This window comes from Salinivibrio sp. MA607 (genome assembly GCF_001996245.1).
Lineage (GTDB): Bacteria > Pseudomonadota > Gammaproteobacteria > Enterobacterales > Vibrionaceae > Salinivibrio > Salinivibrio costicola.
Map to the genome: position 1 here is coordinate 60,678 of NZ_MUFJ01000011.1, position 21,094 is coordinate 81,771.

Here is a 21,094-nt window from a genome sequence, read left to right on the forward strand (position 1 = left end):
CCAATCCTTATTCTGGTAGGCGCTTTTCAAGCTGCCACAGTGACGCCAAGCTTTCACGCTCACGCACTAAGTATGCGTGTTCACCATCGACAACGATTTCGGCAGGACGACAGCGCGAATTATAGTTAGAGGCCATCACAAAGCCATACGCACCCGCTGAACGCACCGCCAACAAATCATCTGGGGCTAATACTAGCGAGCGATTCTTACCTAAATAATCTCCGGTTTCGCACACCGGACCCACTAAATCGTAGGTTTTGGGCTCTCCTTGACGCGGCACCACCGGAATAATTTCTTGGTAAGCTTGATACAAGGAAGGACGAATTAAGTCGTTCATACCGGCATCAATAATGGCAAAATTCTTATGTTCGCTGTGTTTAAGAAATTCCACCTTGGTGAGCAAGACGCCGGCATTAGCAGCAATGGCACGGCCTGGCTCAAAAATCAGCTCAAGATGGCGATGCTTATCCAAACGCGCCAGCAGCGCTTTGGCATATTCCGAAGGCTGCGGTGGTTTTTCATCACTGTAGGTGACCCCGAGGCCGCCACCAACATCAAGGTGGCGAATCTGAATGCCTTCTTGCGCCAAAGTATCAATTAAGGCCAACAGACGGTCTGTGGACTCAATAAAGGGGGTCAGATCCGTTAGCTGCGAACCGATATGGCAATCAATACCTTCCACCTTCAGGTGGGGCAAACTGGCAGCATAGCGAAAACTATTTAGCGCTTCCCCGAAAGCAATGCCAAATTTATTTTCTTTGAGGCCCGTGGAAATATAAGGGTGCGTATTGGCATCAACATCCGGATTAATGCGCAGAGAGATTGGCGCCTCGACACCCAGCTCGCCCGCCACTTGGTTTAGGCGGTCAAGCTCAGAGTGTGATTCGACATTGAAACATTTTATCCCCACTTCCAGCGCTCGCCGCATTTCAACCGCCGTTTTACCCACTCCTGAAAATACGACCTTCGCCGGATCGCCGCCTGCAACCAAGACGCGTTCCAATTCACCTTGCGACACAATATCAAAACCCGATCCTTGCCGTGCCAGAATATCTAATACGCCAATATTTGAGTTCGCTTTCACGGCATAGCATACAAGATGTGGATGATCGCCCACAGCACAATCAAAAGCATGCCAATGGCGCTCCAAGGTCGCGCGCGAGTACACATACAATGGCGTGCCGTAATCGTTGGCAAGCTGAGCCAATGGCAATGATTCGGCCCATAGCTGGCCGTCGTCCTGATAATTAAAGTAATCCAAGGTGTTCGTCCCTGTTGTCGTGGGTTATTGATTTTGCGTCGGTTGTTCGTCCGGATAATACAGGGGCCCTTGTTGGCCACAGCCGGTCAGTGTCATGATGCCTGTGAGTATCAATAAAATGACGAGTTTTCGCATAGTGAATGCCAGTGATTATCGAGTCAATGCCCTCTATAATCGCATCACAACCATGAAAAGCAATAGGATATAACGGGATGAATACAACGGAATATCATCAGCTAGTCGATTTGCAAATGCAGGCCATCGAAGAAGGTATCGATGACTCAGGCGCCGACATCGATTATGAGAGTGTCGGCAATGTGATGACACTCGAATTTGACGATGGCAGCCAGATCATCATTAACCGTCAAGAGCCGATGCAAGAAATTTGGGTCGCGTCAAAAGGTGGCGGTTTTCATTTCGCGTTAAAAGAGGGCGAGTGGACGTGCAGCAAGACCGGCTTAATCTTAATGGATTTAGTCCAACAAGAGTGCAGCAGGCATGCTGGAGAGCCGGTATCTTGGTGATCTGAAGCAGGCGCTAACAATGCCCAGAGCGCGCGCTGAAAAGCCGCTCTCTGGGTTATTTAAATGACGCCACTTGTCCACTAAAGCCATCGTGAGGTGGTTGGCGAGGCGGCTGCCATTGTGTATCGCACTTAAAAGGTAACGCCTGTGGCTCACCGCGATCATCGGTGACAATCTGATAAAACTGCGGCAAGTTAAAGTTAATAAAATTAGCACTGTAGCTATAACGGTCGTGAGAGGAGGTATAAAAACGGTTCACGCCCTGTACCATCTCTGTTTTATCACCACTGCACTGGCGGTACACTTCAACGCGATTGCTCTCATCAAGAATATAAAGATTGTAGCCATTGGCGCAGTCTTCAAAGAAAAACTGCACCAAGCCTTCACTGGCGTAGGCATCGACGACCGCGGGTGGGTGCACATCTTGCGGATTATCCACCACCATCACCGGCGTGCCATTCACTTTATTCGTGGAAATGCAGCGATAAAAATCGACCGAATTTTCTAAACGTTGCACGGACACGCCACGACGTTCAAAGAACAAGCCGTGCGTTTGCGATCCGATACGCAACGCTTTGAATCTACGACGTTTTTCTTTTTCAACCGGTTTTAGCCTAAGTTCAATGCATTCCGCCACCAGTTGGTAGACCAAGTTGCGGATCAGGCCGCGCATTTTACTCGAATAGCAAAACACATCGACCGATTCAGGTGGCACCGCATCTTGGTGCATTTTTCCTAACATGGTTTTCAGCGCTTCAAGAATCGCATCATCACCGCGATAGTTGAGTGTCCGGACCTCATTCCACGAGTTGCGATAGACCAAATCAACACTGCCCACCAGGCAGGTTTGCTCGGGGCCATAGCTAAAGATATCGCTATTTTTAAAATCAAACCGCATCGATGGTTTTTTATACGCCGACGTCGGGTCTTGCTCTAAGTTAATAAACAAGGCGAGCTGACGAATTTCACAGGGGCTTGATAACGCGTCCAAGGTTGGGCGTGGCGGCCGCAGAGAGAAGGTGTTGCGAATGTCACTGACCAATTGATACAGGGTATCAATATCAACGTCTGCATCACGTACTACGGTGTGCAAATGCGTCGACTCGGTCAGTAAACCATTAAAAAACGCCCAAGCGATCAGCTTAGACAGATAGCTGTTATGCTCCAGTGGCGCACGACCGATGATGTCAACCGGATCCAGGGAATGTTTATATAAATACCATCCCGGTCGATTCGTTCGCCCTTCGGGCACTTGAATCAAGGTCAGGTTTGGCTCGTGCAGATCCGGTGAAATCTGCGGATTCAGCAAGGTCACTTTACCCGGTAGCTCTTCAAACGCGGCATAAAGCTTACGCGCTAACGTACTGATATCTTGCGGGCTGATCGCCGAGGTGATGTCATTGCGGCGCGCAAAGCGAATCAAATTACGATAGCTTTGCATTAACGCATCAAGCAGCTCGTTGTGTGCGTACTGCACTTCCTCAACCTTCCAGTGACGGCGGTTATCCAGATACGTCAACGCCTGCTCGTCCCAGCCCCACTCATGAGCCAATAGACGCAGCACGTCACGCCGCCATGCCACTGAGCCGGTCGACGGTGACTGGGTTAATTTTTCATGGGTTTTGAGATAAAAACAGCGACGGACAAGGTCTAAGCGGCGGGCGTCACCAATTGACTCGAGGTAGCGCGTCACTTTTTCCAACATCAGGTAATACGCATCGGACTGGTATACATCAACCCAGCCGGCATAAAAGCGGCGCTTACCATCAACACTTAGTAGTTGGGTGCCAGGGTACTGCCACGAGTACGCTTCAAGTAATATCGCTTTGAGTACCGATTTATACGGTGAATCGATACTTTTATAAAGCTGCCACAAGCTCGAGCCGAAGTATTCTTCCGCCGGGATGGTCGGCAGGCCGCCAAAATCGACCCAATCACGTCGGTCAAGACCATGGTCTGCCACCAAGGTATCGACATAGTCGTCGTAACAGTCTTCCATTTCTGGCGGGACCATGTACCAAAGCAGCTTTTGCCCCGCAACACGCATTGACGAACGATAAAATTCATCAAGCAACAAAAAGTGCTGACTGGTACCACAGTTATCACTGGTCATGGTTTGGCTGAGGTGATGGCGGAACCGCCCTTCACACACTAAAAAGAAGTTGGCTTCAACCCCTTGGTTTAGCGCCCATTCGGAAATCGCCATGCACTTGGCATCGAGTTTATCACGCTGGGCGGTGGTGACGGCAGCATCAATGCATACCCAGATATCCAGATCACTGGTGAGGCTTTGTCCCATCGAGCCGGTACTGCCCATGGTATACATGCCTTTAATCGGATGACGACGACGTTCATCAACGCATGCAGTTAAAGAGGAGAAGCGCGTCTTTGAGTGGATCAGGCAGTCAGAGACAAACTCACGTTGTGTCTCGTCAAGCTGATAATCAGCGATACCAAAAGGCACACTGTCGCCACAAAACCCGGGCAATGCGGGGTGGTTGAGATGTAAAAGCACTGGCAGCACATCAAAAATGGCTTGAGCTTGACGACTCATTGCTGACCGCGCGCGATCCATTCTCACGCGGTTAAACGCCTCTATGCGCTCAGTTTGCTGTTGTACGTATGTTTGCAAGGCAATCATCCAGATTCGTTGACATCCTGGTCAACAGGTCGACGTTACTGTCTTCACCGTATCCGCCCAATTGCAGATAACAAAACGTGATCAATGTAACACTCTCGACAACTCGGGTAAAGTCAATAACCCCGATGCCTGTGTGGTGAGATTCGTGACGCACTATAGGCGCTTTTTGAGACCAATATCAACTTTTACGCTCTACTACCTTAGTTGTAACTTTCACTTTTTGCCGCCCAACGATCTCACTATTTGCGTAAATAATACGCTATCGATCACATTTTTTCACCTATATGACGATAAGCCCATCATAAATCTCGAAAGCGATTGACGACTATTACGAGCCACCCAATGGCAATGATACGATGGTGGTTATGAATCAAGAAGGAAGCAACACCATGTACTCAACACCCGTGCGCATTGCCACACGCAAAAGTCCTTTGGCGCTCTGGCAAGCGGAATTTGTTAAAGAAGCACTCGAAGCTTCCCATCCTGGCTTGACCGTCGAGCTCGTGCCTATGGTCACTAAAGGTGACGTGATTCTGGACACGCCCCTCGCTAAAATCGGTGGTAAAGGCTTGTTTATTAAAGAGCTTGAACAAGCAATGCTTGACGGCCGCGCGGATATTGCCGTGCACTCGATGAAAGATGTCCCGGTTGAGTTTCCAGAAGGGCTGGGATTGGTCACCATCTGTGAGCGCGGTGACCCACGCGATGCTTTCGTCTCTAACCATTACAACAGCATTGATGATTTACCCGAAGGGGCTGTCGTCGGCACGTCTAGCCTGCGCCGCGAATCACAACTACGTGAACGTCGCCCGGATCTGATCATTAATACCTTACGCGGCAATGTCGGCACCCGCCTAGGGAAATTGGATGATGGTCAGTATGATGCGATCGTTCTCGCCGCCGCTGGGTTAAAACGGTTAGGTTTACATGAACGCATACGTAATGAAATTCCACCAGAAGTCATCTTGCCGGCGGTTGGGCAAGGTGCCGTGGGTATCGAGTGTCGATTGGATGATGAACGTATTCGGACCTTATTGGCCCCCCTTTCTGATGCCAGCACCACACAACGTGTACTTTGTGAACGCGCGATGAATAATCGTCTTGAAGGCGGGTGCCAAGTGCCTATTGGCAGCTATTCGGAAATTCAAGGCGACAAAATTTGGTTGCGCGCATTAGTGGGCGAACCGGATGGCTCGACCATCTTACGTGCCGAAATCACCGGCCCATTAGAGAAAGGGGAAGCACTAGGGACAGATTTAGCCGAGCAGCTCCTCGCTCAAGGTGCGCGCCAAATTCTGGATAAACTTTATCAAGACGACGCATGACCACGGTTATTGTTCGCCCCGAGCCAGACTGCAGTGAGTTAGTCGATCAGCTTACCCGACAAGGGCTGGCGGCGATCGCCTGTCCGCTACTTAGTTTTGCGCCGGGGCGAGACTTACCAACCTTCGCCACCTTGCTCGGTTCACTGCCTGCTGACAGCATCTTAGTCGCAGTGAGCCCACGCGCCGTGGCCTTTGCGCATCAGGCATTGCAACGCCAGGAGATGACCTGGCCCAGTGATTGTCATTATGTTGCCGTTGGGCAACGCACTGCTCGTGAGTGGCAAGCCGTCTGCGGCCAGCCTGTCCAATACCCGGTCCGCGAAGACAGTGAGGGCATGCTAGCACTGGCTCCATTTATGGCGGTAAAGGGGGCGCAGGTGGTGATTCTTCGCGGTGACAGTGGCCGCGATATGATGGCAAAAACACTCAGCGATCAAGGCGCGCAAGTTCACTATTGCGAGACCTATCGGCGACAATGGGCCATTGAGCCTTTAGTATCGCAAGTAGTAAGCTGGCCTAAAGACACTATCGACACCGTGGTGATCACCAGTGGCCAACAATTAGCCTACTTTGATCAACTTATCACATTAAGCGGACAGCACTGGCTGCGCCAATGCCGTATACTGGTGCCCAGTAAAAGGATTCAAGATCAAGCCACAGGGCTCGATTTTGACACGATTACGACCGTTGACAGCGTGGCCAATTCAGCCCTAGTTCACACGCTGCTCAGGTTAAGTAAAACGGGACTTTCGGATGACTGACAACAAAAACACCGACACCAAATCAAACAAGGCTACGACGCCCTCGTCACCCAAGACACACGCCACGGATGCCTCCTCATCAGGGAAAGCAGCAAAAAAAAGCGCATCATCAGGAGGACGTGGCGGTATTGTTCTTGGCGCGATTGCCATCGCGATAGCACTCGGCTCGAGTGGATGGGTGTTCTATCATGGGCACCAGCAAGCGACTGTTTTACAAAACACAGTATCAGCGCAACAATCTCAAATTGCTAACCTTGAACAATCCCTTAGCCAGCAAAAAAAAGCTGCTGAAAAAGCGAGAGAGCAACTTGAGGACGCCACTACAACACGACTTAATCAACAAGATAGCAGCCTGAAGAGTCTACAAAAGGCAATGGCCGATGTGAAAGGCCGCCGACCTAACGATTGGTTACTTGCGGAAGCGGATTATTTAATTCGTATGGCAGGGCGCAAAGTGTGGCTTGAGCACGATGCGCAAAGCGCCACAGCGCTGATGGAAGCGGCAGATCATCGTATTGCCCAGCTCAACGACCCGTCGTTGGTACCGATTCGCCAAGCGTTAGCTGACGATATAACGGCTTTAAAAGCGGTCAAGCGGGTGGATAAAGATGGCATAGTGTTGCGCTTAACGAGCATGCAACGACAAGTCGAGGACTTACCCCTTGCCAGCGCCGTGATCCCTGAGGCAGAGGAAACGCAAGCTCCGGTGGTGAGCGAGTCGGTCAACGATTGGCAAGCAAACCTGACCACCTCATTGAAAGGATTTGTTGATGATTTCATTACCTACCGCAAACGCGACGGTAATGTGGTGCCACTGCTCTCGCCGACACAAAGCTATTATTTGCAAGAGAACCTAAAAAACAAGCTCGATCAAGCCATGCGGGCTGTCTATCAAGGGAATGACACCCTCTATCATGAAGCACTTGGCATGGCCCAAGACTGGGCGCTGCGCTTTTATAATCAGGATGCTAGCGCCACCCGCCGTTTTGTTGAGCAACTCAACGCCCTGAACGAACAGCGTATTGGGGTCGACCTTCCGCAAAAGCTCAGCAGCCAAACGCTCGTCAGTGATGAGATTGATACCCGATTGCGCCGAGATATTGCACCGCTAACAGGAGGCCAATCATGATACGACTGCTGTTACTTGTCCTCGTTTTGGCGGCAGGCTTGGTGGTTGGCCCACAACTGGCTGGTCACCAAGGCTACGTGCTCATTTCAGCGGCCCAGCAAACCATTGAAATGAGCGTAACAACCCTCTTAGTGCTCATTGCCGCGCTCATTGCAGTGCTCTGGGCCCTAGAGTGGGTGCTAAGAAAACTCTTTTCGATGAGCAGTACTGCCAGTGGTTGGTTATCCGGCCGGAAACAGCGTAAAGCCCGCCAGCAGACCCAGACAGGCTTAATGAAATTACGCGAGGGCGAGTGGAAAAAGGCGGAAAAGCTCCTCGCTAAAGCGCGCTCACACAGTGATGCTCCCATGCACAACTTGCTCGCCGCCGCAGAAGCGGCACAACAACGCCAAGATTTACATGCGCGGGATCAGTACCTACAACACGCCGCCGATATCAATGCCAACAGTTTAGCGCTCGCCCTCACTCGCGCCCAGTTACACAGCCAAAGCGGGCAGTATGAGCAAGCATTGGCCTCACTGCGGGCAATAAAACGCCAACACCCACGCAACCCTGTGATGCTGTCCCTGTTGAAAGAGACCTATATCCAATTAGAAGATTGGTCAGCGTTGCTCAACCTTCTTCCAACGCTAAAAAAAGCACAGCTGCTCAATAGTGAACAACTTGACGTATTGTATGAGCGTGCCGAGCTTGGCGTTATGTCGCATGTTGCCAGTCAGAAAGGGGCAGAAGGGCTGCTTGCGCATTGGAACCAACTGCCGAAGGCCAAACGTAACCAACCCGCACTGCTCGCTGGATTAGTGCATCATTTGTCGGCGCGAAATGCCGATTCTGAAGCCTACATCTTATTGCGTGAAACCTTGAAAAAGCGGCCCGATGATCGCTTGATTGCACTGATCCCTACGCTCAACTTGCCCGACAGTTATCCGGCCGTGGTCATGCTAGAAGAGTTGCTAACCCGCGATAGCCATAATCCGGTTGTTCACAGCGCGCTGGGCCAGCTGCTGATGCAAGCAGGCAAATGGCAAGATGCGCGCAGCCACTTTGAGCAAGCACTCGAATACCGTACTGATGTCAGTGATTATGCCTACCTTGCCGATGTGTTAGATAAACTCAACCAAGGACAAGCGGCCAGCGATATCTCGCGCACCGCCTTAAAAATGGCACTGCCCGAGCGTCCGCCCGCAGCATAATACGCCTGATAGTAACAAAAACGCCCCATCATAAAATGGGGCGTTTTTGTCGATGCGATGCCATCACGCATCGCTTCTGTGGTTAACCTTACTGCTTCTGTGGTTAACCTTACTATCAAAGCTAACCCCAGTTTGCCGACTCGCTATCCTTTTTTACACAATACATTGAGCGCTGCCACTTGATTACGCGTGACCACCGTGCCGGTATTGGCATCAACACCCTGGGCGCCTTGTACCCAGTAAGGTAAACGCATCGGTAATTGATCGGTGGCTTGGGCGACCTGGGTTAAGTCCTGCTTGGACGCAAGTACCATTCCTTCTTGCTGACAACGCGGTTCCGCCTTCGCATAAGGTAGCCGCACCCAGCTCATCCCTTTTTCCGTATACTGTTTGTCACCTTGCTCAGGCTCAGGTAAACCAAAGTGGCTCAAATTGAAGGCGGCTTCGGATTGGGCTGCTTTTCCGCTTGTCTTTGGCAGAGTAGACGCTTTTGTCTCTGACATAGTAGACGCTTTTGTCTCCGCCAGTGGCGGCAAGCGTATGACTGCAGGCTGAGATAGGGGTTGACGGGTTTGGCGCAACACCGCTTGGCGTGTCGGACCAAACATGCGTACACGTTTAAGCACCACATTGGCGACATCGAGAGCCTGATAGGGACCAATTAAACAACGACCACGCCCTTCGCGAACTTGCACTTGAAAGGGTAAATCCGGCAAACCTTGGCGCAATGTTTGATAAAACTGACGTGATGGTACCCCGTTTGTGGCACCGCACTGGACCCAAAATGCTGAACTTTGCGGATCAGGAGACTGATCACCCCACAGCCCATTGCCAATATCGCATTTTTCACCAATGATCGGCCAACCTTGCTGATTGTCGATAATCGCACAAGGTGTTTGCGCTGCATTCACTGAGGATATCATTCCCCACGTTGCCATTAGCGTGACAACCAGACCTCGCCACCGCCCCATGATTTACTCCCTTCGTCACTTAATGTTCATCAGCTTAAGCAAAGTCATACAATGACTCAAGCTGACGATTCTCAAGCTGTTAGGTACGAACAAAAATGGCTGCGTACGCAGCCATTTTTCTCATCCTTTATAAATTTTGGGGTTAAACACATCCCTGAGCCAATCACCCAGCAAGTTGATAACCAACACCAGCAGCACTAAGGCAATACCAGGAAAGACCGTTATCCACCACGAACCAGAGAAAATGTAATTAAAGCCAATACTAATTAATGAGCCCAAAGACGGCTGATCGACAGGCATACCCAAGCCTAAAAACGATAATGCCGCTTCTGACATAATCGCGTTAGCCACTTGAACCGTTGAAATCACCAAGATCGGAGACAGACAGTTGGGAAGAATGTGCCGGAACATAATACGCGGTGATCGAAACCCCATTACACGCGCCGCTTCAACATATTCTTTTTTCTTCTCCGCCAGTACAGAGGCACGAATAGTACGCGCATATTGCGGCCATTCGGCAATCCCAATAATCACCACCAGCATCAAGATCGCATATTGACTATAAAACTCGCTACCAAAGCTGGCTTTAAAAATCGCAGACACAATGATCGCCACCATCATGGTAGAGAAAGACAGCTGAATATCTGCAATCCGCATAAAGAAGCTATCTATCCGTCCGCCAAAGTACCCCGCACTCAGTCCTATGATTGTCCCTAAGATGAGCTGTAACCCCACCGCACATAGACCAATGGTCAGAGAGATACGCAGGCCATAAATCATAGTGGATAAGATATCTCGGCCCTGGTTATCCGTCCCTAATAAGAAGCGAGGATCGCTCCATTCCATCCAAGCAGGCGGTAACTCTGAGTCCATAATATCAATCGACATCAAATCATAAGGATTGGTTGGTGCCACCAAAGGCGCAAACACAGCCAGTAGGAGAAAAACCATAAAAATGGCAAAACTGGCCATCGCCACCTTGTCACGCTTAAAGTGATAGAGGAAATCTGAGGCCAAAAAGCGTTGCCAGCGACTTGGGGTGGTATGTGCTTGTGTCATCGCTTACGCCTCCTTACCGGTAATGTTAACCGTGGGATTAATCAGGCCATACAGTAAGTCGACAAATGTATTGGTGACGACAAAGATCAATCCGACGAAAATGACATAGGCAGTAATCAAAGGTGTATCGACACGGTTGATCGCTTCAAGAAAGAGAAAGCCCATTCCTGGCCACTGAAACACGGTTTCTGTCAAAATGGTATAGGCAATCATGGTGCCGATTTGCACTCCGCCTACAGTCACCACAGGTAACATGGTGTTTTTCAATGCATGCTGATAATAAACCTTATTTTCGGGGAGCCCTTTCGCGCGCGCAAATTTGACATATTCAGTGCCCAACGCTTCCAGCATTTCAGAACGCACCAAGCGAATAAATAGCGGCAACATGATAGAGGCCAATGACACGGCGGGTAATACTAAGTGCGCAAGGCCGTCTAGGGTGAAAAAGCCAGACTCCCAACCTAGCCAATTGGCCGTTTCCCCTCGCCCATAGGAAGGTAACCAGCCAAGCTCAATGGAAAAGACGTACATCAGCATGATTGCCGTCAGGAACACGGGAATCGAAATCCCTACGATACTAAAGCCCATGATAATCTTGGTAAGTATACTTTTGGGATGGATAGCGGCGTACACACCAAGTGGAATCGACACCACCACGATGATCAACGCCGCACCGACCACCAGCTCTAAAGTGGCGCCCAGTTTATCTAAAATGACATCGACAACCGGTCGTTTAAAGAAGTAAGAATTGCCTAAATCACCTTGTAGGGCCTGACCGACAAAGCGAGTATATTTGGTTATAAAGGGATCATTAAGCCCCATTTCATCGCGCAGCGCATCGCGCTCTGCTTCTGATACTGATTGTCCCACCAGCTCCCGCAAGGGGTCGCCAAGGTTGTCTTGGATAGCAAACGCCACCAGACTGATGACAAACATCACAATCAGTGCCTGTACCAGACGTTTGACTAAAAACGTTACCATGTGTGCCTCTAAGCGATTGGATAATCAAGGCCCCAGGATTGGGGCCCTGTGTCAATCCATTACTCGACCACTAAATCGCCGAAGTAAGGGAAGTTCATACCGTTAACGATCGGTTTGATGTTAACGTTATTTTTGGCTGCCCAAGACGGATCTTGCCAGTGCAGAGGAAGGAAAGCCGCATCGTCATACAAGATCTTCTCGACCTTTTGCAGCATCGCGTTACGTTTTTCCAGATCCGTTTCTGAATTCGCATCGAGTACCAGTTTGTCCACTTCACTGTTCGAGTAATGGCCACAGTTATACTGCCCTTTACCCGTGTCAGCGTTGCGGGTCATGGTGAGGAACTCGGTAAAGTTAGCCGAATCTTCCGTATCTGGGTGCCAGCCGATCATTTGCATACCGGCTTCACACTTATCAAACTCAGGCCAGTACTGCGCTTTTGGCATGGTCTGTAAATCCACTTTGATGCCGATTTTCGCCATCATCGCGGATACCGCTTGAGCGATTTTTTCATCATTCACATAGCGGTTATTGGGGGCAATCATGGTGACAGAAAAACCATCAGGATAACCGGCTTCTTCCATCAACTTTTTCGCTTTCGCCAAGTCATAACGCGGCGCGAGATCGGCATTGTAACCCGCATAACCGACTGGGCTTTGCTGGCTTGCCGGTGTCGCGGCGCCTTTCATTATTTTTTGCGCGATGCCTTCGTTATTGACCGCATACGCCACCGCTTGACGGACACGCGGGTCTTTAAATTCTTCCACCACACTTTGGTTCATTTGGAAGGTAATCACGCGTGTACCAGGCATGGTCACCAGCTGCAAATTATCAGAGCGATCGATACGACGATAATCGTTGGGCGATACAGGGGCGATCATATCGACGTCACCCGATAACAGTGCCGCGACACGGGTGGCATCTTCTTTGATCGGACGCAGCGTGATGTTGTCGACATTGCCTACGCTGTCTTTGTCCCAGTAATTCTCATTACGGTCAAATTCAACCACTACGCCTTGTTCACGTTCGTCGACCACGTATGGCCCTGTGCCTGACAAGTGTGTTGATGCATAGGTTGAGCCATTTTTCTTCAGCTCAGATTTGTCGCGTCCGTCTTCGGTCTCACCACTGTAGAATTTGCTGTCCATGGGGAACACGTAGGTCATCACGTTTTCTACCAGTGGGTAGGTGCCGTCGGTGACCACATCAACGGTGTGCTCATCGACTTTTTTGATGTCAACGATTGGGGTGAAAATCCCTTTAAAGTCAGGTGATGATTTCAAACGGTCAAAGGTCCATACCACATCGTCAGCGGTAAACGCGTTACCAGAGTGGAACGTCACGCCTTTGCGAAGATTGAAACGCACGGTTTCATCATCGATACGCTCCCACGAGGTGGCAAGACGAGGCTCGAAGTCCATCTCTTGGGTAAAGCGGACCAAGGGGTCGAAGACCATGTGTGATAGCTGTAAGGTACCACCAGACAGTTGCTCATGCGGATCCAAAGAAACGGGATCCGCGTCATAAGCCACTGTAATGTCGGCAGCGGCAGCACTAAAACTCAGGCCAGCGGCCATGAGTGCCACGGCTATCTTGCTCTTCATTGTTTTCATTGCATAGCTCCTTTATGCGTAGGGGATATAGCCCCTGCTGTGTTTGCATCATAGATACGGTGCGGCCCTTGGCCGCGTCGACATAGCACGCTATGCCGGTTGCAAACCTTCTGTGCTCATTCCCTTAAACTCAGGCATTAATGAGATAAGATGACGGCTGTATTCATGTTGTGGGTCAGTAAACAGTTGCTCGGTTGGAGCGACTTCAAGTAGCTGACCTTTACGCATCACCCCAATGCGATCGCACATTTGACGAATCACCGGTAAATCATGGCTGATAAATAACATGGTCAGATTGAGCTCGTCTTGCAGATCTTTAAGCAGATTTAAGATCTGAGCCTGAACAGAGACATCTAACGCGGAGGTTGGCTCGTCACAAATCAGCAACCGTGGTCGCGTCGCCAGTGCGCGGGCAATCGAGATACGCTGACGCTGGCCACCAGAAAACTCATGCGGATATTTGATTCCAGCACCACGGCCTAATCCCACGTGATCGAGCAAGTCTCCGACAATTTGACGGATTTGCGACTCACTTTCTGCCAAGCGGTGAAAGCGAATCGGCTCCGCGATAATGTCATAAATCTTCATCCGCGGATTCATGGATGAATAGGGGTTTTGAAACACCATCTGCATTTGACGACGGATTGGACGACGGGCCCGCTCACTTTTTATCGCGGTCAAATCGATATCTTCAAAAATAATCTGGCCGGTATTGGGCGGATACAGCCCGGTAATCGCCCGAGCGATGGTTGACTTCCCGGAGCCTGACTCGCCAACCAGACCAAAAGTTTCCCCTTCAACAATATCAAAGCTGACGTGGTCCGAGGCTTGGACATATTCGCGACGGCTGGCAAAAAACGAATCCTTGGTCACAAATCGCAACGAGACGTCCTTTACTTGTAACAAGGGGCCAGAATAAGCGCGTTGGTCTTGGCTTTGTCCTAGCCAGTGGTTCTTCACATCCAGCTCAAGGGTTTCACCTGCTTCTTCGATGTAATTCACCAAAGGAAAACGATCCAGTTTGATATCGGAGCGTGGCACGGCGGAGATTAAGCTTTGGGTGTAAGGATGTTGCGGATCGCCCAACACTTGCTGTGTGGTGCCAAGTTCAACTAAGTCACCTCGATACATGACCGCGACACGATCGGTCACATTCGCCACTACGCCCATATCGTGGGTCACTAACATACAACCCACGTTTTTCTGCTGGCATAAATCGCGAATCAAATTGAGAATTTGATCTTGAATCGAAACATCCAATGCTGTCGTTGGCTCATCAGCGATAATTAAATCTGGCTCACCGGCCAATGCGACCGCGATCACCACGCGCTGACGCATCCCACCAGAAAATTGATGCGGATACTGCTTAATACGCAACTCAGGCTCTGGGATCCCGACTTGCTCCATCAGGCTTATCGCACGCTGATAGGCTTGCTGGGACGTTAGATTAAGGTTGGTTATTATCGTTTCTGTCAGCTGTTGCTCGACGGTAAATAACGGGTTCAGCGAGGTCATGGGATCTTGAAAAATAAATCCAATTTTATCGCCACGCACTTTGCGCATTTGATTGGGTGTCAGGCCCGATATTTTTTGACCATCGAGGTATACATCGCCACTGGCAATGCGTCCTGGAGGGCTAAGTAAATCAATCACCGCATTTCCAACGGTTGATTTACCTGCGCCGGACTCACCGACCACGCCGACAATCTCACCACGCTCAATCGTTAATGACAGCGAGGTCACGGCCGCGTGGACACCATGGCGAGACGGGTACTCTATTCGGAGGTTATTAACTTCTAGCAGTGACATTTTTCATCCTTGATATCGTCAAAGGTGACGATCAACGTGCTAACCAAAACAAGGGGCTGCCTCGCCTTGGAGAGATGCGATTCCAATCTGGCAAACATTTCACAAAAAATCAACATCGCAGAAGAAAACACCATAAAGGCCTAATCATCTCGGATATTCATTCATCTAACTACCAGCACTTGCCCGGCGGCAAGACACAAAACACACTTCATATCATAAAGATATAAGCTATTCCCATTCCCTCTGTTTTAAAGCAAATCACGCATAGAATAAAGCCATCTGAATTAACAGCCATATAACATCCGTAGTGATAATGACTGATTTATAAATGATAGACACACTGCATAAGTTATAAGTTACTTATTAAGTAGTTTTTTATTCTTAGTAAAGACAGGTATAGCAGTTATATCGATCAGTTGTGAATTTATGACCAATTGATGACTTTTTATCTCGCTAAACCTTGATAGCGCTCTAATTTCTGCATTTTTATTGTCTATATCAGCGAATCGACACAAGGAAACAGAGGAGAGAAACAGAGAAGAAAGAGGAAAAGGCATAAACGAAAAAACCCCAGCCGTTAGGCTAGGGTTTGTAATAGTGGTCGGTGAAGAGGGATTCGATGCGACCGGGCTTCCGGCCCCCGACCCTCTGCACTTGGCGAACAGATATAAATGAAAAACCCCAGCCATTAGGCTAGGATTTGTAATAGTGGTCGGTGAAGAGGGATTCGATGCGACCGGGCTTCCGGCCCCCGACCCTCTGCACTTGGCGAACAGATATAAATGAAAAAACCCCAGCCATTAGGCTAGGGTTTGTAATAGTGGTCGGTGAAGAGGGATTCGAACCCCCGACCCTCTGGTCCCAAACCAGATGCGCTACCAAACTGCGCTATTCACCGACATATCGCTTAGTGCGAAAATAATGGGGTGGCTGACGGGACTTGAACCCGCGACAACTGGAATCACAATCCAGGGCTCTACCAACTGAGCTACAGCCACCACTGATTTTCTGCCATATTCCTATCCCGGAATGGCGCGCCCGACAGGATTTGAACCTGTGACCTTTGGCTTCGGAGGCCAACACTCTATCCAACTGAGCTACGGGCGCTTGCCCCGTTGGCGGTGTCGAATATTACGGATATCACCACCAGCCGTCTAGCATTTTTTTTAATTTTTTTACTGACTGGTCTCTTTTTCAACAAATCGCGTAGAAATCGTCAGTAAGGTCTCTACTATAACGGTTTAACGTAACAATCTAAAGCGCTATAATCACCTAATCTTTACACGGGGTTAACCTAGCGAGGTTGGCAAATCCGTTGAGACGAGACTGACAGGCCGCAACCGAATCACTCTTGATTGATTCACCTCTTAAGGTTGGCGGCAAATAAGATAAAAAAGGCGTTAAGCCACCAGTAATGTGGGAGTGTCATTGTGAGCGCAAAGGGAAAAAGTCTAGGTCGTATTATGGTTGCCTCGGTAGCCGCTCTACTATTTGCTTCTGCTGCGCAAGCATTAGAAGTGTCTGAACAAGAAAAAGCCGCCATCGCCGAGCGCATTGCGCCTGTGGGTGACGTGTATATTGATGGAGAAGCCCCCACGCAAACGGCGGCAGCAGAACCAACTGGCCCACGTAGCGGTGACCAAGTCTATAATACTTACTGCACAGCCTGCCACGGCACAGGCGCAGCTGGCGCCCCTAAAATCGGTGATGCCGCCGCTTGGGGCCCACGTGTTGATAAAGGCATGGAAACCCTAGCCAAACATGCTATCAACGGTTTTAATGCAATGCCTGCCAAAGGCACCTGTATGGACTGCTCGGATGATGAAATCGTCGCGGCTATCGAGCACATGCTCGACGCACTCTAATAGCACGGCTCATCAATCGTTTGACAGTAACGCCGCCTTCGCGGCGTTACTTATTGAGCAAGGCTGTGTTTAGGGTGACTTGTTTTTATCGAGCATGGCTTTTAAGTTAGCGATCGCCGCTTGCCCTTTTTCCATTCTCTCTTCTTGAGACACAGGTTTTTTCTGCGACTCCCACTCAAGATCATCAAACGGCAATTCGTCGAGAAAACGGCTTTGTTGTGGCTTGATAAGCTCGCCAAACTGGCGCCTTTCTTTGCAAACGACAAAGGTCAGCGCCTTTTGCGCACGGGTCAATCCGACGTAAGCTAAACGCCGCTCTTCGTCGATATTATCTTCATCAATACTCGATTGATGAGGCAACAAGCCTTCTTCCATACCGATCAAATACACGTATGGAAATTCTAGCCCTTTCGATGCGTGCAACGTCATCAGCTGTACTTGGTCAGCCTCGTCATCATCTTCGCCACGTTCCATCATGTCACGCAGCGTCAGGCGCTGAACCACTTCTCGCAGGCTTCGTTCAACCTGATCCGGATTATCCCCCTGAAGATCAGCGACAATCCAACTGTGAAGCTGTGAGACGTTTTTCATCCGCATCTCTGCCACTTTGGGACTGGATGAACTCTCATACAGCCAATCTTCATACTGTGTATCTCGCAACAGTGATCGTATCGCGGACACGGTATCGCCCCGCTCAGCCTGATCAGACAGTTCCACAATCCACCGCGTAAACGCTTGCAGGGCAGCCAGCCCTCGCCCAGATAAATGCTGGGTCAGGCCTAACTCAAAGCTCGCCGCAAACAAGCTCTTGCCGCGCTGATTGGCATAACTGCCGAGTTTTTCTAATGTCACCGGGCCAATTTCGCGTCGCGGCGTATTCACTACGCGCAAAAACGCATTGTCGTCATCTGGGTTGGTCAACAAGCGCAAATAGGCCATGATGTCTTTAATTTCGGCGCGCGAGAAGAAGGACGTGCCGCCTGATATTTTATACGGGATACGATTTTGTATCAGGGCTTTTTCAATCAAACGCGATTGGTGATTGCCACGGTATAAGACCGCGTAATCTTTGTATTGCGTACGCCCTAAAAAACGGTGGCCTATCAGTTCCCCAACCACACGTTCCGCTTCATGCTCTTCGTTATTGGCAGTCAGCACTTTGAGCATGTCGCCATCGGGCAAGGCAGAAAATAGCGTTTTTTCGAATACATGGGGGTTATTGGCTATCAAGATATTGGCTGCACGCAGTATTCGACTGGTTGAGCGGTAATTTTGCTCCAACTTCACCACATGCAGACGCGGAAAGTCTTGTTGTAAGTACACCAGGTTTTTCGGCTGAGCGCCTCGCCAGGAGTAAATCGATTGGTCATCATCCCCTACCACGGTAAAGCGTGATCGCTCACCCACCAGCAGCTTCACCAATTGATACTGGCTGGTGTTGGTATCTTGATACTCGTCGACCAATAAATAGCGAATACGTGCTTGCCAACGCTCACGCACGGTTTGGTTTTGGCTAAGTAGCGCCACCGGCATCAAGATAAGATCATCAAAATCGAGCGCGTTATAGGCCCGCATTTGTTTTTGATAGCGCGCATAGCAGGCGGCAAATAACTGGTCCCGCTCACCTTGTGCTTGCGCCAACGCTTCATCGGGTCCCAACATGGCATTTTTCCAGTTGGAGATGGTGTGCACCAATTGACGCAGCAAGTCTTTATCATTATCTAGCTCTTGTTCGGTCAGAGCTTTGAGTAGTGCTAATTGGTCTTGATCATCAAACAACGAAAAGCCCGCTTTTAACCCCAAGGTTTTGTATTCTCGGCGGATAATATTCAGGCCCAAGGTATGAAAGGTTGACACCATCAAGCCGCGCGATTCTTGCTTACCCAAGCTTTGTGCCACGCGCTCTTTCATCTCTCGTGCCGCTTTGTTCGTGAAAGTCACCGCGGCAATATGACGCGCTTTATAGCCACATTGTTGAACCAAATAGGCGATCTTATGCGTAATCACGCGTGTTTTTCCCGAGCCTGCGCCAGCTAACACCAGACAGGGGCCAGAAATATGGCGGACTGCATCCGATTGCGCAGGATTAAGCTTCATGATGGCGGCACCTCGTTAATGGCTGAGAGGGCATTGTAGAAGGAATCTTACTGATGTCTATCTCACCCAAGCAAGGCTCAACAAGCTTGCTACAATTTATGCTTGTCATACGCACAAAATTCACTCTAAAATGAATGAACGTTCATTCACTAGTAAGTTCATCATCAATGGACAAACGTACGCAAATATTCGCGGCGACAGAGCAACTGATTGCCACGCGTGGGCTCGACAAGGTCTCAATGCATCAGGTCGCCACCCAAGCGCAAGTGGCCGCCGGCACCATTTATCGCTATTTTAACGATAAAGAAGACTTGCTTCGTCAACTGTCTATGCACCTTATGATGCAATGTGCGACCCATATTCAACAGGGGGTAAAGGATGAACCAACCCTAAAAGATCAATTTGAGCGGTTATGGCGCAACACGTGGACCATGATGCTACAACGCGATCACTTATTATTATCTCGTGACCAGTTTGATGCTCTGCCACGCGATGATCAGTCACAAACCCAGCAAGAGCGAGAGGCCTTCTCTGATCTTTATCAAGTCTTTCAGGAAGGTAAGCGGCAAAAGCGCTTTAAGCCACTGGACGATGAGGTGCTCATCACCTTGGGGCTTGAACCCGTTTTTTGTTTAGCTCGCAAACAGGTTCGGGGTGTTATAACTCTAGACAGTTATGCTATCGCAGATGCGATCCAAGCTTGCTGGGATGCAATTTCTCTTCACTAACGACGCTCGGAGCTTACTTCGATGAAAAAATGGTTTTTCTTTATGGTTATCCTTGCACTGCTGCTGTTTGGCAGTGTGATTGGCTTTAACCTTTTTAAGCAGCAAAAGGTTGCAGAGTATATGGCAAACATGCCAGAGCCGACGCACCCAGTGACGGCAGTGACCGTTAACGCTGAACCCTGGACACCCACCATGGATGCCATCGGGTTTGTTGAGCCCAATCAAGGGATCACCTTAACCACGCAAATTGCCGGTGTGGTGGATGTGATCAACTTTGAATCAGGCCAAACCGTTAAACGTGGGCAAAATCTGGTTGAACTCGACTCTAGCGTTGAAAAAGCCAACTTGGCAAGTACGCAAGCACGATTACCCGCCGCAGAAGCCAAGTTCAAACGTTATCAAGGACTGTTTACTAAAGGGTCGATTTCTAAAGAAGCATTGGATGAAGCTGAAGCGAATTACCGTTCTTTACAAGCTGACATTAATGCGCTTGAAGCCACCATTGCACGTCGTAATCTTCAAGCTCCCTTTGATGGTGTGATTGGCCTGCGTAATGTATTTATGGGTGAGTACCTGCAGCCAGGTACCGATATTGCTCGGCTAGAAGATACCTCGGTAATGAAACTGCGCTTTACCGTGCCGCAAACCGATATCTCGAAGATCCGTCTAAGCCAGGCATTACGCATTACAGTCGATGCTTATCCTGAAAAAGAATTCATCGGCTCTATCAGTGCTATCGAGCCTGCGGTCAACAGCCAGAGCGGCCTGATTAAAGTGGAAGCCAATATTCCCAACAATGATGGCCAGTTGCGCTCAGGGATGTTTGCCCGCGCCGATATCGTCTTGCCGACGATTGAGAAGCAAATCGTGATTGATCAAACTGCGATTAACTTCAACCTATACGGTGAAAGTGTGTATGTAATCCGTGAAGAAGACGGAGAAAAGCGCGCCTATCAACAAGTTATTAAAGTCGGCGAGCGTCGTGGCCATCAAGCGCGCATTATCGACGGTCTAGAGCCTGGCGATCAGGTTGTTACGTCCGGCCAGGTGCGCTTAAGCAATGGCTCTAAAGTGAAAATCGTCGACAACGACGCTCTCACTCCACCAGAACAATTACCTCAATTGTAAGACGAGGAT

At 49.7% G+C, this 21,094-nt stretch carries 17 protein-coding genes and 3 tRNA genes; 8 read left to right on the forward strand and 12 right to left on the reverse strand.

Going from position 1 to position 21,094, the window contains the following annotated elements:
- Positions 1-7: 7 nt before the first annotated feature.
- Both lysA and lptM read right to left on the reverse strand, forming a co-directional pair.
- Complete coding sequence (gene lysA, locus BZG81_RS07235; RefSeq protein WP_077461693.1) at positions 8-1,261, reverse strand: diaminopimelate decarboxylase; 1,254 nt, start codon at positions 1,259-1,261, stop codon at positions 8-10.
- Between the two features lie 24 nt (positions 1,262-1,285).
- The gene (gene lptM, locus BZG81_RS15800; RefSeq protein WP_241824095.1) at positions 1,286-1,396 is read right to left on the reverse strand and encodes an LPS translocon maturation chaperone LptM; all 111 of its coding nucleotides are present in this window, start codon (positions 1,394-1,396) and stop codon (positions 1,286-1,288) included.
- Between the two features lie 77 nt (positions 1,397-1,473).
- On the opposite strand from lptM, the gene cyaY reads away from it, so the two are divergent.
- Complete coding sequence (gene cyaY, locus BZG81_RS07240; protein ID WP_021022161.1) at positions 1,474-1,785, forward strand: iron donor protein CyaY; 312 nt, start codon at positions 1,474-1,476, stop codon at positions 1,783-1,785.
- 55 nt (positions 1,786-1,840) lie between these two features.
- Here cyaY and BZG81_RS07245 read toward each other — a convergent pair whose 3' ends face one another.
- Positions 1,841-4,426: a class I adenylate cyclase gene (locus BZG81_RS07245; RefSeq protein WP_077461694.1), complete on the reverse strand. Its 2,586-nt coding sequence runs from the start codon at positions 4,424-4,426 to the stop codon at positions 1,841-1,843.
- Between the two features lie 389 nt (positions 4,427-4,815).
- On the opposite strand from BZG81_RS07245, the gene hemC reads away from it, so the two are divergent.
- Genes hemC through BZG81_RS07265 form a run of 4 tightly spaced genes read left to right on the forward strand, consistent with a single transcriptional unit; the run spans position 4,816 to position 8,834 of the window.
- Positions 4,816-5,751, forward strand: coding sequence for a hydroxymethylbilane synthase (hemC, locus tag BZG81_RS07250; protein WP_077647405.1), 936 nt, complete (start codon positions 4,816-4,818; stop codon positions 5,749-5,751).
- Positions 5,748-6,512: a uroporphyrinogen-III synthase gene (locus tag BZG81_RS07255; protein WP_077677070.1), complete on the forward strand. Its 765-nt coding sequence runs from the start codon at positions 5,748-5,750 to the stop codon at positions 6,510-6,512. The genes hemC and BZG81_RS07255 overlap by 4 nt, the downstream gene beginning before the upstream one ends.
- Complete coding sequence (locus BZG81_RS07260; protein WP_077661533.1) at positions 6,505-7,641, forward strand: uroporphyrinogen-III C-methyltransferase; 1,137 nt, start codon at positions 6,505-6,507, stop codon at positions 7,639-7,641. Before BZG81_RS07255 ends, BZG81_RS07260 begins: the two co-directional genes overlap by 8 nt.
- Positions 7,638-8,834 (forward strand): heme biosynthesis HemY N-terminal domain-containing protein, encoded by a 1,197-nt coding sequence (locus BZG81_RS07265; RefSeq protein ID WP_077577296.1) that lies wholly within the window; start codon positions 7,638-7,640, stop codon positions 8,832-8,834. The genes BZG81_RS07260 and BZG81_RS07265 overlap by 4 nt, the downstream gene beginning before the upstream one ends.
- Before the next feature lie 143 nt (positions 8,835-8,977).
- Here the strand turns inward: BZG81_RS07265 and BZG81_RS07270 are convergent, their stop codons facing one another.
- The 8 genes from BZG81_RS07270 to BZG81_RS07305 all read right to left on the reverse strand — a co-directional run bounded on the left by BZG81_RS07270 (position 8,978) and on the right by BZG81_RS07305 (position 16,374).
- Positions 8,978-9,805, reverse strand: coding sequence for a hypothetical protein (locus BZG81_RS07270; protein WP_077677071.1), 828 nt, complete (start codon positions 9,803-9,805; stop codon positions 8,978-8,980).
- A gap of 120 nt (positions 9,806-9,925) precedes the next feature.
- Positions 9,926-10,864 carry an ABC transporter permease gene (locus BZG81_RS07275; protein WP_077577298.1) on the reverse strand — a complete coding sequence of 313 codons (939 nt, stop codon included), beginning with the start codon at positions 10,862-10,864 and terminating at the stop codon, positions 9,926-9,928.
- A 3-nt stretch (positions 10,865-10,867) separates the two neighbouring features.
- Positions 10,868-11,845, reverse strand: a complete 978-nt coding sequence (locus BZG81_RS07280) for an ABC transporter permease (protein ID WP_021022169.1) — start codon at positions 11,843-11,845, stop codon at positions 10,868-10,870.
- A gap of 59 nt (positions 11,846-11,904) precedes the next feature.
- On the reverse strand, positions 11,905-13,458 hold the full coding sequence (locus BZG81_RS07285; RefSeq protein ID WP_077677072.1) for an ABC transporter substrate-binding protein: 1,554 nt from the start codon (positions 13,456-13,458) through the stop codon (positions 11,905-11,907).
- Positions 13,459-13,548: 90 nt separating this feature from the next.
- Positions 13,549-15,267 carry an ABC transporter ATP-binding protein gene (locus BZG81_RS07290; protein ID WP_077669767.1) on the reverse strand — a complete coding sequence of 573 codons (1,719 nt, stop codon included), beginning with the start codon at positions 15,265-15,267 and terminating at the stop codon, positions 13,549-13,551.
- An 821-nt stretch (positions 15,268-16,088) separates the two neighbouring features.
- Positions 16,089-16,165: transfer RNA gene (locus BZG81_RS07295), tRNA-Pro, on the reverse strand.
- A gap of 24 nt (positions 16,166-16,189) precedes the next feature.
- A tRNA-His gene (locus BZG81_RS07300) sits at positions 16,190-16,265 on the reverse strand.
- Between the two features lie 32 nt (positions 16,266-16,297).
- Positions 16,298-16,374, reverse strand: a tRNA-Arg gene (locus tag BZG81_RS07305).
- A 323-nt stretch (positions 16,375-16,697) separates the two neighbouring features.
- On the opposite strand from BZG81_RS07305, the gene BZG81_RS07310 reads away from it, so the two are divergent.
- Positions 16,698-17,132, forward strand: coding sequence for a c-type cytochrome (locus BZG81_RS07310; RefSeq protein WP_077577391.1), 435 nt, complete (start codon positions 16,698-16,700; stop codon positions 17,130-17,132).
- Positions 17,133-17,201: 69 nt separating this feature from the next.
- Here the strand turns inward: BZG81_RS07310 and rep are convergent, their stop codons facing one another.
- Positions 17,202-19,229 (reverse strand): DNA helicase Rep, encoded by a 2,028-nt coding sequence (gene rep, locus BZG81_RS07315; protein WP_077677073.1) that lies wholly within the window; start codon positions 19,227-19,229, stop codon positions 17,202-17,204.
- Positions 19,230-19,396: 167 nt separating this feature from the next.
- Between rep and BZG81_RS07320 the strand changes: the two genes are divergently transcribed.
- Both BZG81_RS07320 and BZG81_RS07325 read left to right on the forward strand, forming a co-directional pair.
- On the forward strand, positions 19,397-19,957 hold the full coding sequence (locus tag BZG81_RS07320) for a TetR/AcrR family transcriptional regulator (RefSeq protein ID WP_025744533.1): 561 nt from the start codon (positions 19,397-19,399) through the stop codon (positions 19,955-19,957).
- A 21-nt stretch (positions 19,958-19,978) separates the two neighbouring features.
- Positions 19,979-21,085, forward strand: a complete 1,107-nt coding sequence (locus BZG81_RS07325) for an efflux RND transporter periplasmic adaptor subunit (RefSeq protein WP_077661631.1) — start codon at positions 19,979-19,981, stop codon at positions 21,083-21,085.
- The last annotated feature ends 9 nt before the right edge of the window (positions 21,086-21,094 follow it).